At 71.3% G+C, this 16,082-nt stretch carries 14 protein-coding genes; 1 reads left to right on the top strand and 13 read right to left on the bottom strand.

The genetic code is table 11. The features are described from left to right. Positions 1-14: 14 nt before the first annotated feature. The 5 genes from mmsB to tyrS all read right to left on the bottom strand — a co-directional run bounded on the left by mmsB (position 15) and on the right by tyrS (position 6,259). Positions 15-1,358, bottom strand: coding sequence for a multiple monosaccharide ABC transporter permease (gene mmsB, locus AC6CQV_RS04340; protein ID WP_060959529.1), 1,344 nt, complete (start codon positions 1,356-1,358; stop codon positions 15-17). Next, positions 1,355-2,902: a multiple monosaccharide ABC transporter ATP-binding protein gene (gene mmsA, locus AC6CQV_RS04335; protein ID WP_061782150.1), complete on the bottom strand. Its 1,548-nt coding sequence runs from the start codon at positions 2,900-2,902 to the stop codon at positions 1,355-1,357. The genes mmsB and mmsA overlap by 4 nt, the downstream gene beginning before the upstream one ends. 132 nt (positions 2,903-3,034) lie before the next feature. Beyond that, positions 3,035-4,102, bottom strand: a complete 1,068-nt coding sequence (locus tag AC6CQV_RS04330; protein ID WP_191008754.1) for a LacI family DNA-binding transcriptional regulator — start codon at positions 4,100-4,102, stop codon at positions 3,035-3,037. Positions 4,103-4,126: 24 nt separating this feature from the next. Next, positions 4,127-4,897 (bottom strand): DUF4184 family protein, encoded by a 771-nt coding sequence (locus tag AC6CQV_RS04325; protein ID WP_061782149.1) that lies wholly within the window; start codon positions 4,895-4,897, stop codon positions 4,127-4,129. 30 nt (positions 4,898-4,927) lie between these two features. After that, a complete protein-coding gene (gene tyrS, locus AC6CQV_RS04320) occupies positions 4,928-6,259 on the bottom strand; it encodes a tyrosine--tRNA ligase (protein ID WP_498260371.1) in 1,332 nt (443 codons plus the stop codon). Positions 6,260-6,342: 83 nt separating this feature from the next. On the opposite strand from tyrS, the gene AC6CQV_RS04315 reads away from it, so the two are divergent. Then, the gene (locus AC6CQV_RS04315) at positions 6,343-6,936 is read left to right on the top strand and encodes a hypothetical protein (RefSeq protein WP_060959524.1); all 594 of its coding nucleotides are present in this window, start codon (positions 6,343-6,345) and stop codon (positions 6,934-6,936) included. Between the two features lies 1 nt (position 6,937). Here AC6CQV_RS04315 and AC6CQV_RS04310 read toward each other — a convergent pair whose 3' ends face one another. The 8 genes from AC6CQV_RS04310 to argC all read right to left on the bottom strand — a co-directional run bounded on the left by AC6CQV_RS04310 (position 6,938) and on the right by argC (position 16,032). Next, on the bottom strand, positions 6,938-7,588 hold the full coding sequence (locus tag AC6CQV_RS04310) for a SatD family protein (protein WP_498260370.1): 651 nt from the start codon (positions 7,586-7,588) through the stop codon (positions 6,938-6,940). 46 nt (positions 7,589-7,634) lie between these two features. Next, positions 7,635-9,071 (bottom strand): argininosuccinate lyase, encoded by a 1,437-nt coding sequence (gene argH / locus AC6CQV_RS04305; protein WP_498260369.1) that lies wholly within the window; start codon positions 9,069-9,071, stop codon positions 7,635-7,637. 523 nt (positions 9,072-9,594) lie between these two features. Then, positions 9,595-10,686, bottom strand: a complete 1,092-nt coding sequence (locus tag AC6CQV_RS04300) for a DUF418 domain-containing protein (protein ID WP_498260368.1) — start codon at positions 10,684-10,686, stop codon at positions 9,595-9,597. 28 nt (positions 10,687-10,714) lie between these two features. Then, on the bottom strand, positions 10,715-11,638 hold the full coding sequence (argF, locus tag AC6CQV_RS04295; RefSeq protein WP_060959520.1) for an ornithine carbamoyltransferase: 924 nt from the start codon (positions 11,636-11,638) through the stop codon (positions 10,715-10,717). Continuing rightward, entirely contained in the window at positions 11,635-12,891 is a 1,257-nt protein-coding gene (locus tag AC6CQV_RS04290; RefSeq protein ID WP_191009556.1) for an acetylornithine transaminase, read from the bottom strand. Before AC6CQV_RS04290 ends, argF begins: the two co-directional genes overlap by 4 nt. Before the next feature lie 32 nt (positions 12,892-12,923). After that, on the bottom strand, positions 12,924-13,826 hold the full coding sequence (gene argB, locus AC6CQV_RS04285; RefSeq protein WP_061782147.1) for an acetylglutamate kinase: 903 nt from the start codon (positions 13,824-13,826) through the stop codon (positions 12,924-12,926). Next, the gene (gene argJ / locus AC6CQV_RS04280) at positions 13,823-14,980 is read right to left on the bottom strand and encodes a bifunctional glutamate N-acetyltransferase/amino-acid acetyltransferase ArgJ (protein WP_498260367.1); all 1,158 of its coding nucleotides are present in this window, start codon (positions 14,978-14,980) and stop codon (positions 13,823-13,825) included. Before argJ ends, argB begins: the two co-directional genes overlap by 4 nt. Next, positions 14,977-16,032 (bottom strand): N-acetyl-gamma-glutamyl-phosphate reductase, encoded by a 1,056-nt coding sequence (argC, locus tag AC6CQV_RS04275; protein ID WP_498260366.1) that lies wholly within the window; start codon positions 16,030-16,032, stop codon positions 14,977-14,979. Before argC ends, argJ begins: the two co-directional genes overlap by 4 nt. Between the last annotated feature and the right edge of the window lie 50 nt (positions 16,033-16,082).

Genomic DNA, 16,082 nt, shown 5'->3' with positions numbered 1-16,082 from the left:
AGTCGGTCCCGGACCTACACCTTGGGGAGGTCGGCCGGCTGGCTCGACTCGTTCGTGCCCGACGTCGGTATGACGGCGGGGACGTCTGTGATCAGCTCGGTGCTCCGGTCGCGACGGCGCATGAGCAGACCGATGATGGACGGGCCGCCGCGACGCTTGCTGATGACGTCGACGGCGACGGCGAGCAGAAGGACGAGGCCCTTCGTGATCGACACCGAGTCGGCGCCGGCGCCGATGAGCTGGAGCCCGTTGTTGAGGAAGGCCATGACCAGGCCGCCGATGATCGAGCCGATCACCGTGCCGATGCCGCCCGACACCGCGGCGCCGCCGATGAAGACGGCCGCGATCGCGTCCAGCTCCCAGCCGTTGCCGTCCTGGGGGCCGGATGCCGTGGCGCGACCGACGTAGATCATGCCGGCGATCGCCGCGAGCACCGACATGTTCATCATCACGAAGAAGTCGACGCGACGGTCCTTCACGCCCGACAGCGCGGCCGCGAGGCGGTTGCCGCCGACGGCGTAGATGTGGCGGCCGAACACGGTGCGGTTGGTGACGAAGGAGTAGATGACCACGAGCACCAGCAGGATGACGCCCGAGATCGGGAAGCTCGTGCCGGGGCGGCCGGTCGCGAACAGCCACGCGGCCCAGAGGATCGCGGCGGAGAGGATGACCACCTTGACCACCGACACCCACACGGGGGCGGACTCGGCGCCGATCTTGGCCTGCTGCCGGCGCAGGCGCCACTCGTTGTAGACGATCCAGGCCACGCCGATGAGCCCCAGGAGCATCGTGAGCACGTTGAAGTCGACCGCGATGGGCAGCTCCGGGAGGTAGCCCGAGCCGATGTAGCTGTACTCCGGCGGCACGGGGGTCGTCGTCGACTGCCCGATCCACTGGTTGCCGCCGCGGAAGATGAGCATGCCGGCGAGGGTCACGATGAAGGCGGGCACGCCCACGTACGCCACCCAGAACCCCTGCCAGGCGCCGACGAGCGCGCCGACGACGAGGCCGATCGCGATGGCGAGCGGCCACGGGGTGTTCCACTCGTTCATCGACTTGGCGACGATGATCCCGACGAAGGCGGCGACCGAGCCGACCGACAGGTCGATGTGGCCCATGATGATGACCATCACCATGCCGATCGCGAGGATCAGGATGTAGGACTGCTGGCTGACGACGTTGATGAGGTTCTGCGGCGAGAGGGTCGTGCCGCCGGTCCAGATCTGGAAGATCAGGATGATGGCGATCAGCGACGCCAGGATGCCGAACTGTCGGAGGGAGGACGTGCTCCCCCCGAACATCTTCTTCAGGTCGGAGAAACCGCCTGAGCTCTTGGTGGGTACCGTCTCGGTGCTCATCGTTGTGCCTTCTGTCGTGCGGAGGTCATGCTGCGCATGAGGTTCTCGGGGGTTGCTTCGGCGACGGGCAGATCATCCGTGATCTGGCCCTCGAAGATCGTGTAGATGCGGTCGGAGATGCCGAGCAGCTCGGGCAGCTCGCTGGAGATGAGGATCACGCCCTTGCCCTGTGCGGCCAGCTGCTGGACGATCGTGTAGATCTCGTACTTGGCCCCGACGTCGATGCCGCGTGTCGGCTCGTCGAGGATGAGCAGCTCCGGGTCGGTGAACATCCACTTCGCCAGCACGACCTTCTGCTGGTTGCCGCCGGACAGCTTCGAGACGCCGACGTCGACGCTCGGGGTCTTGATCCTGAGCTTCTTGCGGTAGTCGTCGGCGATGTCGTTCTCGGCGTACGGATCGATGACGCCGTTGCGCGCGATCTTGGACAGCTTCGCCGCGACGATGGAGCGCTTGATCGTGTCGAGGAGGTTCAGCCCGAGGACCTTCCGGTCCTCGCTCACGTAGGCCATGCCGTGATCGATCGCGGACTGCACGTCCTTGATCACGACCTCCTTGCCGTCGATGAGGATCTGGCCCGACTCGTACACGCCGTACGAGCGGCCGAACAGGCTCATCGCGAGCTCGGTGCGGCCGGCGCCCATGAGGCCCGCGATGCCGACGATCTCGCCGCGGCGGACGTGGAGGTTCGAGTGCTTGGCGACCAGCCGCTCGGGGATCTGCGGGTGGCGCACCGTCCAGTCGCGCACCTCGAAGAACACCTCGCCGATGTGCGGCGTGCGGTCGGGGAAGCGGCTCTCCAGCGAGCGCCCCACCATCCCGCGGATGATGCGGTCCTCGTCGACGGTGCCGGAGGCGACGTCCAGGGTCTCGATCGTGCGCCCGTCGCGGATGATGGTGATCGAGTCGGCGATCTGCTCGATCTCGTTGAGCTTGTGGCTGATGATGATCGAGGTGATGCCCTTCCCCTTGAGGGAGAGGATCAGATCCAGCAGGTGCTGGGAGTCGTCCTCGTTCAGGGCCGCCGTCGGCTCGTCCAGGATCAGGAGCTTGACGTCCTTGGCGAGGGCCTTCGCGATCTCGACGAGCTGCTGCTTGCCGACGCCGAGGTGCTTGATCTGCGTGTCGGGGTCGTCGCGCAGGCCGACGCGAGCGAGCAGGTCCACGGCGCGCAGCCGCGCCTGGGCCCAGTCGATGACGCCGCCGCGGCCGATCTCGTTGCCCAGGAAGATGTTCTCCGTGATCGACAGCTCGGGGATCAGCGCGAGCTCTTGATGGATGATCGCGATACCGGCGTTCTCGCTGGCACGGATGTCGCGGAACTGCACGACCTCCCCGCGGTACCAGATGTCGCCGCTGTAGGTGCCGTAGGGGTAGACCCCCGACAGCACCTTCATGAGCGTCGACTTGCCCGCGCCGTTCTCGCCGCAGATCGCGTGGACCTCGCCGGCCGCGACCGTGATCGAGACGTCGCTGAGGGCCTTCACCCCCGGGAACTCCTTCGTGATGGAGCGCATCTCCAGGATCGGCACTGCATCCGCCATCGTGCGCGACCTCCTCGTCGTCGGTTGTCGTTCTTCTTTGATCGAGCGTCAATGTGACCGTTCACATCGCTTGAACATCGTGCACCCTCCGAGCGACGTTGTCAATCGCCCGAATCCGCCGTTATCGAAGCGTCATCTTCGGGCGGAGATCGGCGCCGCGCACGACTCGCGGACGACGAGGGACGGCTCCAGATTCATGCCGTCAACGGCATCCACCGCGACGTCCGGCGCGCCGATCGCGCGCAGCAGCGCGATCATGGCGCGCTCCCCCAGCCCCGCGAACTGCTGGTGCACCGTCGTGAGCGGCGGCCACCCGTGGGCGGCGAGCGGGATGTCGTCGAAGCCCACGACGCTCACCTGACGTGGAACGTCGACGCCCACGTCGCGGAAGCCGTGGATCATGCCCAGCGCCATGGCGTCGTTCGCCGCGAAGACGGCGGTGAAGTCGAGCCGCCGCGACAGCTCCACGGCGGCGTGATAGCCGAAGTCCGCCGTCCAGTCGCCGAGGATGGGAGGTCGCGTCGGCAGATCGGCGTCGGAGAGCGCGTGCAGGTAGCCTTGCATCCGGCTCTCCGCCTCGATCCAGTCCTGAGGGCCGGCCAGATGCACGATCTCGGCATGGCCGAGGCCGATGAGGTGCTCGGTCGCGAGGCGGGCCCCCCGCACCTGGTCGTCGGCGAGCTCGGCGATCCCGCGCTCGGCGCTGTGCAGTCCGAGGTAGGGGATGTCCACGTCGAGCTCGGCGAGCACGTCGAACACCCGCACTTGCGGCGCGTGCACGATGATGCCCTCGACCGATTGGCGTCGCAGGTGCTCGACGGCGGCGGCGATGGTCTCCGGACGCGTGTCGCGCAGATAGGCGGAGTTCACCCAGTAGCCGCGTTCGCGGGCCGCATCCTCGAGCGCGGCGAGACTCGACGACGGGCCGTACTCCCCGCGCGAGCCCAGCACGACGCCCAGCGTCTGCGATCGGCTCGTGACGAGGGCGCGCGCGGCCTGGTTGGGCCGGTACTTCAGATCGGCCATCGCGTCGAGCACGCGCTGCTTGGTCTCCGGCCGGATCGAGGGGTGCCCGTTGAGCACTCTGGAGACGGTCTGGTACGACACGTCGGCGGCACGCGCGACGTCGCGGATGCTCGCGCTACGCGCCTTCTCCTCGCCAGCCGACACGGTGCCCTCGCCTTCGATGTGCACGTTCACATTACCGCGGTCGCGGGCTCGCCGTCACGCCGCACGGCGCCGGCGCACCGCGATGGCGATGCACAGGACGAGCGTCGCGGCGCCCCACACGGCGCACGCCGGCGGCAGCACCCGGTAGGCCAGGTGCTGCACGGTCCACGCGGGCGTGAACGGACCGTGGACGACGACGCCGATCGCCCAGGCGCACACCAGGACGAGCGGCAGCGACAGCCACCACGACCAGCGGACGGCCGCGGGGATGCCGGTGGCCGGGGTGGACGGCGGACGACGGCGCAGCCAGAGGAACGCGGCGACGGCCAGCACGATCAGACCGAACGCGCTCGAGCCGTACTGCAGCCACTTGAGGCCGAGCAGAGGCCCCCAGCGCTCGTCGAGGGCGGGGAACAGGGCCGTCCCCCATCGCCCCTCGTGCGTGAACGCGTCCCACGCGATGTGGGAGGCGACGCCCAGCAGCAGCGAGAGCGCGGCCAGCAGTGCCGAGACCCACGCGGGCCGGCGTCTCCACCACGCGGGGATGCCGACACGGTCCCACTCCGCCGGCAGCCGCGCGGCGAGCCAGGTCGGCGACAGCGCCCGGACGGCGGGACGCAGCAGGAGGTACCACAGCACGGTCAGTCCGGCGGCGATGAGGGTGGACACGGCGAGGTTCGTGTGCGTCAGCTGGTACGACACCGGCGTCCCGCGGACGAACAGCGGGAGGTCGGGCGTCATCGCCCCGATCGCGATCGCCGCGGGCAGCAGCGGCGTGCGCACGAACGGCAGCGCCACCACGGCGTGCGAGACGGTGAACGGCATGCGACTCCCGGCGTTCGGCGGCGAACCGGATCAGACCGCGGGCGCGACGAAGAGCCCGGCGAGGGTCTTCTTGCCGCGGCGCAGCACCGCGACTCCACCCGGCAGCGTGCCCGTGATCGCCGTGGACTCGTCGTCGATCTTGACCCCGTCGAGGCTGACCCCGCCCTGGGCGACGGAACGGCGCGCCTCGCTGAGGCTCGTGCACAGGCCCGTCTCCACGAGCGCCTGCACGACCGTCGTCCCGGCGGCGATGGCGGCGTGCGGCAGCTCCTCCAGCGCGGTGCGCAGCGTCGCCGCGTCGAGCGCGGACAGATCCCCCGCTCCGAACAGCGCCTCGGATGCCGCGATCACGGCGGCCGCGGCCTCCGGGCCGTGCACCGTCGTGGTCACCTCGAGGGCGAGACGCTTCTGCGCCGCGCGACGGAACGGCTCCGCCGCGACGAGGTCGGCGTACTGCTCGATCTCGGCGCGGGTGAGGAACGTGAAGATCTTGAGGCGCTCGACGACGTCCGCATCGTCGGTGTTCAACCAGAACTGGTACATGCGGTACGGGCTGCACATCGCGGCATCCAGCCAGATGGCGTTGCCCTCGCTCTTGCCGAACTTCGTGCCGTCGCTGTTCGTGATCAGCGGGGTGCCGATCGCGTGCACGGAGGTGCCCTCGACGCGGTGGATGAGGTCGGCGCCGCTCGTGAGGTTGCCCCACTGGTCGGATCCGCCGGTCTGCAGCACGCACCCGTACTGGCGGTGCAGCTCGAGGTAGTCCATCCCCTGCAGGATCTGGTAGCTGAACTCGGTGTAGCTGATGCCGGCTTCGGAGTTCAGGCGGGCCGCGACGGCATCCTTCTTGAGCATCGTGCCGACGCGGTAGTGCTTGCCGATCTCGCGGAGGAAGTCGATCGCGCTCATCGGCGCGGTCCAGTCGAGGTTGTTCACCATGCGCGCGGCGTTGTCGCCCTCGAAGCTGAGGAACCGCTCGACCTGCGCGCGCAGCGCGGCGACCCACTCGGCGACCGTGTCCTTGGTGTTGAGGGTGCGCTCGGCGGTCGGGCGCGGGTCGCCGATCAGTCCGGTCGAGCCTCCGACGAGGCCCAGGGGACGGTGCCCGGCGAGCTGCAGACGGCGCATGAGCAGCAGCTGCACGAGGTTGCCGAGGTGCAGGCTGGGCGCCGTCGGGTCGAAACCGCAGTAGTACGTGATCGGCTCGCCGCCCAGCAGATCGCGCAGAGCGGTCTGGTCGGTGGACACGTGCACGAGTCCGCGCCAGACGATCTCGTCCCAGACGTTCTCGAACGACGGATCGTTGGCGGGGGCCAGTGCGCGCGCGGGCGCGGAGGCACTCACGAAGGCGGTTTCAGACACGCGACCCAGGCTATCAGCGCCGGATGCCGGGGCCCGGGCCCGCCGACGTCGCCGGGTCGGAGGCGCGTGCGAGACTGACGGGCATGGACCCGCAGACCGACGCGATCGTCACGACGATCGTCGTGATCGCCGTCTTCGCCGCACTCTGCGCCGCCCTCGTGCTCGTCACGCTCTCCCTCCGCCGCCCGCGCGGCGCGATGCTGGCGGCCGCGGCGGCGATCGTGGCGGTGGCCCTGGTCGTCCTCAGCATCCTCCCGTTCACGGTCCCGGTCGTCTTCGGCGTGCTGCTGGCCCTTCCCGGCGTCGCGCTGGCGGTGGTCGGCGGCGACCCGTTCACCCGCTGGGTGCTGGGGATCGCGGACGGCGGACGCACCTCGGTGGGACCGCGCGGCGGCATCCTCGTCGAGATGATGGCCGAGAGCGCGGGCGGCCCTCCGCGCGAGGAGGAGATCCTCCGCGGCGGCACGACGATCGGCTACCTCGAGCGGGCGTGCACCGCCCTCGGGATCGTGGCGGGCTTTCCCGGTGCGGTCGCGGTGGTCGTCGCGGTGAAGGGCGTCGGCCGCTTCACCGAGCTCGCGACCCCCGCCGCGCGCGAGCGGTTCATCGTCGGCACGCTGGCGAGCCTGCTCTGGGCGTGCGCCGTGGCCGGCGTCGTGTGGCTCGCGATCTGGTGACTCAGCTGCCCGGTTCGACGTCCGCGGCCTCGATCAGCTGGCGGAACCCCTCGATCAGCGCCGCGGCGCCGGCGGAGCCGAGGGCCTGCGAGACGGCCGACTGGGTGATCCCCTCGGTCGATGCGAGCTCGGCCTGCGTCGCTCCGCGCAGCCGGCCGTAGGTCAGGCGTCGGGCGCGCGCGGTCATCTCGCTGACGATGCGATCGCGGGCCAGGAGGTAGGCGTTCGCGACCCGGATGCCGGGGTCGGCGACATCGGCGTCGGCGGCGATCCACGTGCGCGCGCCGGGGATCGTCCGCGCCTGCTTGGCGTGGATGACGTCGATCGCCTCCCGCGCCGCCCACCAGCCGGGGCCTTCGGCGAGCGCGCCGACGCGGGAGGGGACCTCGCCGAGCGCGCCGACGCCGATGCCGAACCGGCAGTCGATGCCGTCCGGCAGGGCCAGCCGGAGCATGAGCAGGGCGGCCATCGCGGCCTCCAACGACGGATAGACGCCCTGCAGCTCGTCGCCGACCGTGGGACGCAGGGCGCGCTCGGCGAGCGGGAGATCGTCCTCGACCCGCGCCACGGCGTCTTCGAGCGCGCGTTGCGCACCCGCCCGGTCGGGGAGGGTGCGCGATCCGACGATGTCGGCGATGACGGCGACGCTCATGAGACCAGCTTATAGCTGATATTCCTGAATTATCAGGCTCTGGCTGCTATTTCGGATCGATCAGCGTATGCGCCGCGCTCTGCGCCCGCGCCACGAGCTCGGCGCGCTGCTCCGCCACCCGCACCCCGGCGGTGCCGCCGGCCCCCGTCCGGCTGGAGACCGACCCTTCGATCGAGAGCACCTGACGCACCGCCGGTGTCAGCTGCGGCGACACCTCGGCGAGGAGCGCGTCGTCGGCATCCTCGAGGCCGATGCCCCGGTCTTCGCACGCCCGCACGAGGGCGCCGGAGATCTCGTGGGCGTCGCGGAACGGCACGCCCTGCTTCACGAGCCACTCCGCGACATCCGTGGCGAGGGAGAAGCCGGCCGGCGCGAGCGCCGCCATCCGCTCCGTGTCGAAGCGCAGCGTGGCGATCATCCCGGCGAAGGCGGGGAGCACGGTCTCGAGCGTGAGCACCGAATCGAAGACGGGCTCCTTGTCCTCCTGCAGATCGCGGTTGTAGGCCAGCGGCAGCGCCTTCAGCGTCGCGAGCAGTCCGGACAGGTTGCCGATGAGCCGGCCCGCTTTGCCGCGCGCGAGCTCGGCGATGTCGGGGTTCTTCTTCTGCGGCATGATGCTCGAGCCCGTGGAGTAGCCGTCGTCGAGGGTGACGAAACCGAACTCGCGGGTGTTCCAGATGATGACGTCCTCGGCGAAACGCGAGATGTCGACCGCGATCATCGCGGCGATGAAGGCGAACTCGGCGACGACGTCGCGCGCGCTCGTGCCGTCGAGGGAGTTCTCGGCGGGCCGGTCGAGCCCCAGCCGATCGGCCACCAGCTGCGGGTCGAGACCGAGCGTCGCGCCGGCGAGCGCTCCCCCGCCGTAGGGCGAGACGGCGGCACGCGCCGACCAGTCGCGCAGGCGCTCGAGGTCGCGCACGAGCGGCCAGCCGTGGGCCTGCAGATGGTGCGCGAGCAGGATCGGCTGCGCGTGCTGCAGGTGCGTGCGACCGGGCATGATCGCGTCGGGGTGCGCGTCCGCCTGCGCGACGATCGCGTCGATCACGCGCAGCAGATCGCGGGCGATGACGCGCGCGTGGTCGAGCAGATAGAGCCGCACCAGCGTCGCGATCTGGTCGTTGCGGCTGCGACCGGCGCGCAGCTTGCCGCCGAGCGCGGGGCCGATCTCCGCGATGAGCGCGGCCTCGAGGGCGCCGTGGACGTCCTCGTCGCCGGGCTGCGCGACCAGGGTGCCGTCCTGCACGGCGGCGGCGAGGGCGTCGAGACCGGCGTGCATGCGGGCCTCCTCGTCGCTCGTCAGGTAGCCCGCCGCGGCGAGCGCGGCGGCGTGCGCGTGCGAGCCGGCGAGGTCGTAGGGCGCGAGCACCCAGTCGAAGTGGGTCGAGCGGCTGAGCGCCGCCAGCTCCGGCGAGGGTCCGGAGGCGAAGCGCGCCCCCCAGAGGGCGCCGTCGTTCGTGCCGTGCGGTGTCGTTTCGCTCACCGCACCAGCCTACCGAGCGCCGCGTCGCCGCCCGCCGCACCCCTTCATCCGTCCCGTGCGGTCGCGTCTCGGCATCCGAGACGACCACACGGGACGGATGAGCGAGCGGCGCCGCCTCCTCCCCCGCGCGGGTGCGGCGGAGGGCGTCCACGGAGGGGGGCGGGGAGGGAGGGCGCGGGTGGGGTGGGCGGGCACGCTCGCAGGCATGAGCCGCGAGCCGTCGCCGTTGCCGCAGACCCTGCCGGACGCCTTCGCGGTGCGCGCCGCCCGGGATGCCGGGGTCACGGTGCGGCGCCTGCGCGCACGGGATCTGGACGCTCCGTTCCGCGGCGTGCGGATGCGCCGCTCCGCGGCGGATCGCGACGCCGACGATGCGTCGCCGACGGCGCACGAGAGCAGCCGGATGCGGCGGAAGATCCTGCGTACGCGCGCATCCGCGACGCCCTGCGTCGCGGAGCGGGTTCGTCCGTCCCGAGTGGTCGTGTCGCGGCATCCGAAGCGACGTGAGGGGACGGATGAAGGGTCAGGCGGGGACCGCGAGACGCGTCGCCAGCGCGAGGGCGCGCTCCAGCGGGCCGCGGCCGAGCAGCAGCGCCCACGCGGTGCAGAACACCACGGTGACGACGACGAACGGCCAGAACGGCTGGAGGGCGCGGAAACCCGAGAGGTCCCCGACATCGCCGAGCGCGAGGGATGCCCACGCCGCCCAGACGAGGATCTGCCCCACGTATGCCGTCAGGGGCATCGAGCCGACCGCACGGATCGGCAGCAGAACGGACGACGCGACCGGCAGACGGCAGACGAGCAGGCAGAGCCCGATCACGGCGAGCGCGAAGCCGCCCGACCCGACGGCTTCGAGGAGCCCTCCGGAGTGCGCCGCGTCGGAGAGCACGAGCCCGAGGTACGAATCGGCCGGGAACGACGCCACGGCGGATGCCGCGCCCGCCGCGACCGCGCAGCCGACCCCGACCGCGACGAGGGCCACGACCGTGCGGTTCGCGCGCAGGTCGGACCGCGCCGCCGCGATGCCCGCGATCATGAACGCGGCCCAGAGCGGGAACGGGTAGTGCCAGCCGAGCAGCAGCACGAGATCGCCGCCGACCGGGCCGGCCGCGGCCAGCGCGCCGTCGAACACCGGCAGCACCCACGGCGCGACCAGCGCGATGGCGGCCGCGATCGTCCACAGCGTCCGCGCCGACAGGCCCACCAGCGGCAGCGCCAGCAGGAACAGGATGCCGTAGGCCTGCAGGATCACGTAGACGGGGACCCCGGTCGCGTTCAGGAGCATGCCGATGGCCCAGATGATCGCGGCGCGCACCGCGAGGCGGCGCCGTGCCACCGAGAGCGCGGCACCGGATGCCGGACGCGTGCCGGCCGTGCCCGGGGTCGCCGTCATCAAGGCGATCGAGATGCCCGCCACGGTCGCGAACAGGATCGACGAGCGCCCGTTGACGACATCGACCCACGTCGACGGCTGCCACGGGTCGAACGCGTCGATGAACAGCAGATGGGCGGCGAACATGCCGAGCACCGCCAGGCCGCGCGCGAGATCGACTCCCGCCAGGCGCCCGGACCCGCCCAGGCGGCGGTCCCGGTGCGCGGGGGCGGTCGTCATCGTCTCGGGTCTTCGCCGCGCGCCCCGGTCACTGCTGACGCAGCAGCCAGACCAGCAGCGCCTTCTGGGCGTGCAGGCGGTTCTCGGCCTCGTCCCAGACGACGCTCTGCGGGCCGTCGATCACGTCGGCATCCACCTCGTAGCCGCGATCGGCGGGCAGGCAGTGGATGAAGATCGCCGCGGGATCGGCCAGCGACATCGTGTGCTGCGTCACCTTGTAGCCGCCGAGGTCGTGGACGCGCTGGATCTTCTCCTCCTCCTTGCCCATCGACACCCACGTGTCGGTGACGACGACGTCCGCTCCCGCGGCCGCGGCCTCGGGGTCGGTGAAGAGGGTGACCGAGCCGCCGGTGGTCGCCGCGATGCGCTCGGCGTCGGCGACGACATCGGCACGCGGGGCGTAGGCGGCGGGCGAGGCGACGCGCACGTGCATCCCCGCCGTCACGCCCGCCAGCACGTAGGAGTGGCCCATGTTGGAGGTGCCGTCGCCGAAGAACGTGAGCGTCAGCCCCTTCAGCTCGCCCTTGTGCTCGCGGATCGTCAGCAGGTCGGCGAGCAGCTGACAGGGGTGGAAGTCGTCGCTGAGCGCGTTGATGACCGGCACGGTGGTGCCGCGCGCCATCTCCTCGAGCCCCGCCTGCGCGTAGGTGCGCCAGACGATCGCGGCGACCTGCCGCTCCAGCACGCGCGCGGTGTCGGAGGGGGTCTCCTTGCCGCCGAGCTGGCTGTTCGCCGTCGAGATCACCAGCGGCGAGCCGCCGAGGTCGGCGATGCCGACCGCGAACGAGACGCGCGTGCGGGTGGAGCTTTTGTCGAAGATGACCGCGACGGTCTGCGGCCCCTCGAGGGGCTTCAGCTTCCAGCGGTCCTTCTTGAGCGAGACCGCGAGGTCGAGGATCTCGGCCTGCTCGGCCGGGCTGAGGTCGTCGTCGCGGAGCAGATGGCGGGTCATGCGGAGGCCTCCGGGGTCGAGGTGGGGGTTTCGGTGTCGTCGAGCACGAGAGCGTCGGCGACGGTGCTGAGGGCGCGCGCGAAGAGGTCGACGAACTCGTCGATCTCCACGTCGCCGATGGTGAGAGCCGGCGCGATGCGCACGGTGCTGTCGTTGGCGGCGTTGACGATGAGCCCGTGCTGCTGGGCGGCCGCGACGACGGCGCCGGCGACGGGGTGGCGCAGGGCCACGCCCAGCAGCAGTCCGCGTCCGCGGCATCCGTCGATCAGCGGCGAGGCGAGGGACTCGATCGCCGCGCGCAGCTGCACGCCGCGGACGGCCGCGTTCTCGACCAGGCCCGCACGCTCGATCTCGCCGAGCACGGCGAGCGACGTCGCGGTCGCGAGCGGATTGCCCCCGAAGGTCGAGCCGTGCGTGCCCGGGTAGAAGAGGTCGCTCGCCGCGCCGAACGTGATGAGCGCACCGATCGGGAAGCCGCCGCCGATGCCCTTGGCGACGGTGATGGCGTCGGGGACGATCCCCTCGTGCTGGAACGCGAACCAGGCTCCGGTGCGTCCGGCACCGGTCTGGATCTCGTCGATGATCAGCAGCGCACCGTGTCGCGCCGTGATCTCCCGCGCCGCCGCGAGGTAGCCCTCCGGCAGCGGGACGACCCCGGCCTCGCCCTTGATGGGCTCGACGAACAGCGCGGCGACGTCGTCGCCCATCGCGGCCTCGAGGGCCTCCACCGTGGAGTCGAGGAACTCGACGCCGGGGACCATCGGCAGGAACGGCGCCTGCATGTAGGGCTTGCCGGTGAGGGCGAGGGTGCCCATCGTGCGGCCGTGGAAGGCGTCCTTCAGCGCGAGGATGCGGGGGCGCGGCGCGCGCGCACCGTCCGCCGCCCCGCCCGCCGCTCCGTGGAGGCGCGCGAGCTTGAAGGCCGCCTCGTTCGCCTCGGCTCCCGAGTTGGCGAAGTAGACGCGTCCGGCGGCGCCCGCGCCGGTGAGGCGCTTGAGCTCGGCGGCGAGCGCCAGCTGCGGCGGCGTCGCGAAGAAGTTCGACACGTGCGAGAGGGTCGCGGCCTGGCGCGCGACGGCATCCACGAAGACGGGGTGGGCGTGACCGAGCGAGGTCACGGCGATGCCGCCGAGGAAGTCGAGGTAGCGGCGGCCGTCGGCGTCCCACAGCGACGAGCCCTCACCGCGGACGAAGAGGGCCATCCGGTCGCCGGCGTTGCGGACGAGATCGCGCCCGGCATCCTCCTGCCACATCGTCGCTGCCGTCGTCTGCTCCTGCACGCCGCTCACTGCGCCACCACCTCTGTTCCGATTCCCTGTTCCGTGAAGATCTCCACCAGCACCGAATGGGGCTGGCGTCCGTCGATGATCGCCGCCGTGTCGACGCCGCCGTCGACCGCGTCGAGGCACGCCTGCATCTTCGGGATCATCCCCGACTCCAGGCGCGGCAGCATCGCGCGCAGCTCGTCGGCCGTCAGATGCGAGACGAGCGAGTCGCGATTCGGCCAGTCGGCGTAGAGTCCCGCCACGTCGGTCAGCACGACCAGTTTCGCGGCACCGAGCGCGACGGCGAGGGCGGCGGCCGCGGCATCCGCGTTGACGTTGAGCGACTGCCCGGGGTGGTCGAGATCCGGCGCGATCGAGGACACCACGGGGATGCGGCCGGCGGCGAGCTGGTCGAGCACCGGCTGCGGGTCGACGCGCACGACGTCGCCGACCGCGCCGAGGTCGTGCTCGGTGCCGTCGATCACGACACCGCGGCGGCGGCCGTGGAACAGTCCGGCATCCTCGCCCGAGAGCCCCGCCGCGAACGGACCGTAGGCGTTGATGCGCGCCACCAGCTGCGGGTTCACCTGCCCGGTGAGCACCATCCGCACGACGCTCATCGCCTCGGTGGAGGTGACCCGGTACCCGCCCTTGAACTCGCTCGGGATCGCGAGGCGGTCGAGCATCTGCGAGATCTGCGGACCGCCGCCGTGCACGACGACGGGCTTCACGCCCACGAAACGGAGGTAGGCGATGTCCTGCGCGAACGCGTCCTGCAGCTCCTCGGAGACCATGGCGTTGCCGCCGTACTTGATGACGATGATCTGGTCGCGGAAGCGCTGCAGCCAGGGCAGCGACTCGATGAGGACGGCGGCCTTCTCGGCGGCCTCCTCGGGCGTCGTGTGCTGGATCTTCTCGGTCATGAGCTGTACGCGCTGTTCTCGTGGACGTAGTCGTGCGTCAGGTCGTTGGTGAAGATGGTCGCCGCAGCCTCTCCCGCTTTGAGGTCGATGAGCACGTCCGTCGCGCGCGGGGTGAGGTCGACCTCCTCGCGCGGGCGGTCGGGGGCACCCGCGCTGCACAGCCGCACGCCGTTGAAGCTCACGTCGACCAGGTAGGGGTCGAAGGCCGCCTGCGTCGTGCCGATCGCGGCGAGGACCCGGCCCCAGTTGGGGTCGTTTCCGAAGATCGCGGCCTTGAAGAGGTTGTTGCGGGCGACCGAGCGGCCGACCTCGACGGCGTCGTCCTCGGATGCCGCGCCCACGACCCGGATCGTGATGTCGTGGCTCGCGCCCTCGGCGTCCGCCTGCAGCTGGACCGCGAGGCTCGTGCAGACCTCGATGAGCGCCGCGCGGAAGGCGGCGGCATCGGGCGTCACGCCGCTGGCGCCGCTGGCCAGGAGGGTGACCTGGTCGTTGGTGGACATGCAGCCGTCCGAGTCGAGTCGGTCGAAGCTCACGCGCGTCGCCGCACGCAGGTGCGCGTCGGCGTCGGCGGCGGCGAGCACCGCATCGGTCGTGAGGACGACGAGCATCGTCGCCAGGCCCGGGGCGAGCATGCCCGCGCCCTTCGCCATGGCGCCGATGCTCCACCCGTCCCCCTCGAACACGCTGGTCTTGGGCACGGTGTCGGTGGTCATGATCGCGCGCGCCGCGTCGTCGCCGCCGTCGTCCGACAGCGCCGCGATCGCCGCCTCGGTGCCGGCGAGCACCTTCGCGCGAAAGACCTCGTCGCCGGTGCCGATCAGCCCGGTGGAGCAGACGAGCACATCGCCGGGGCTCACGTCCAGCAGATCCGCGGCCTTCTCGGCCGTCTGGTGCGTCGTCTGGAAGCCGAACGCGCCGGTGAAGCAGTTGGCGCCGCCGGAGTTCAGCACGACGGCCTCGACCGTCGCGTCCTGGATGGCCTGCTGCGACCACAGGATCGGGTTCGCCTTGGCGCGGTTGCTGGTGAACACGGCGGCACCGACCTTGAGCGGGCCGCGGTTGACGACGACGGCGACGTCGGGCTTGCCGGTCGATTTGAGGCCGGCGACGACGCCGGCGGCGGCGAATCCTGCGGGGGCGGTGACGCTCACGGTGCCACTCCGTTCACGGTCAGGCCCGCGGCCTCGGGAAGGCCGAGGGCGATGTTCATCGACTGGATGGCGGCACCCGCGGTGCCCTTGACGAGGTTGTCGACCGCTGTCACGACGACGACGCGGCCGGCGGGGCGGTCGATCGCGAGTCCGACGAGCGCCGTGTTGGCGCCGAGGACGTCCGCCGTCCGGGGGAACTGTCCCTCGGGAAGGAGCTGCACGAACGTCTCCGACCCGTAGGCGTCCTCCCACGCGGCGCGGATCTCGGCATCCGTCGCCCCGTCGACGATCGGCGCCGTGGAGGTCGCCAGGATGCCGCGGGCCATCGGCACCAGCACCGGCGTGAATGAGATGCGCACGTCAGCGGCGGCGGGCGCCGCAGCGGCGAGCGCCTGCTGGATCTCCGGGATGTGGCGGTGCGTGCCGCCGACGGCATACGGGTTGGCGGAGCCGAGGATCTCGGACGCGAGCAGGGTGGTCTTCAGGCTCTTGCCGGCCCCGGACGGGCCGACGGCGAGGACGCTGACGATGTCCGACGGGTCGATGACGCCCGCGGCGACACCGGGGGCGAGGCTGAGGGCGACGGTCGAGGCGTTGCAGCCGGGGGCCGCGATGCGCGAGGCGCCGACGAGAGCGTCGCGCTGCTTGGCGCCGCCCGCCCCGACGAGGAGCTCGGGCACGCCGTAGGTCCACGGCTCGTGGAAGGCGCCGCCGTAGAACGCGTCCCAGGCCGCCGGGGAGGTCAACCGGTGGTCGGCGCCGGCATCGATCACGAGGGGCGTGTCGGCGAGCGCGTCGGTGTACTGGCCGGACTGGCCGTGCGGGAGCGCGAGGAAGACGACGTCATGGCCGGCGAGCACGTCGGGCGTGGTCGGCTGGAGCGTCAGGTGCGCGAGGGAGCGCAGGTGCGGCTGGTGCTGGATGAGCGCGTCACCCGCGTTGCTGTGCGCGGTGACGGTCGTGATGCGGATGTCGGGATGAGCGGCGAGCAGGCGCAGGATCTCGCCGCCCGCATAGCCGGAAGCGCCGGAGACGGCGACCGAAAGGGTCATTGTTCAACCTTATTGTGACTGTGGTCTGCAGACGGTGGGCTCGAAACGGC

The sequence above is a fragment of the Microbacterium sp. EG9 genome (genome assembly GCF_059759475.1).
Note: the sequence above shows the minus strand (reverse complement) of the source record. Positions and strands in the feature narration are given on the sequence as shown.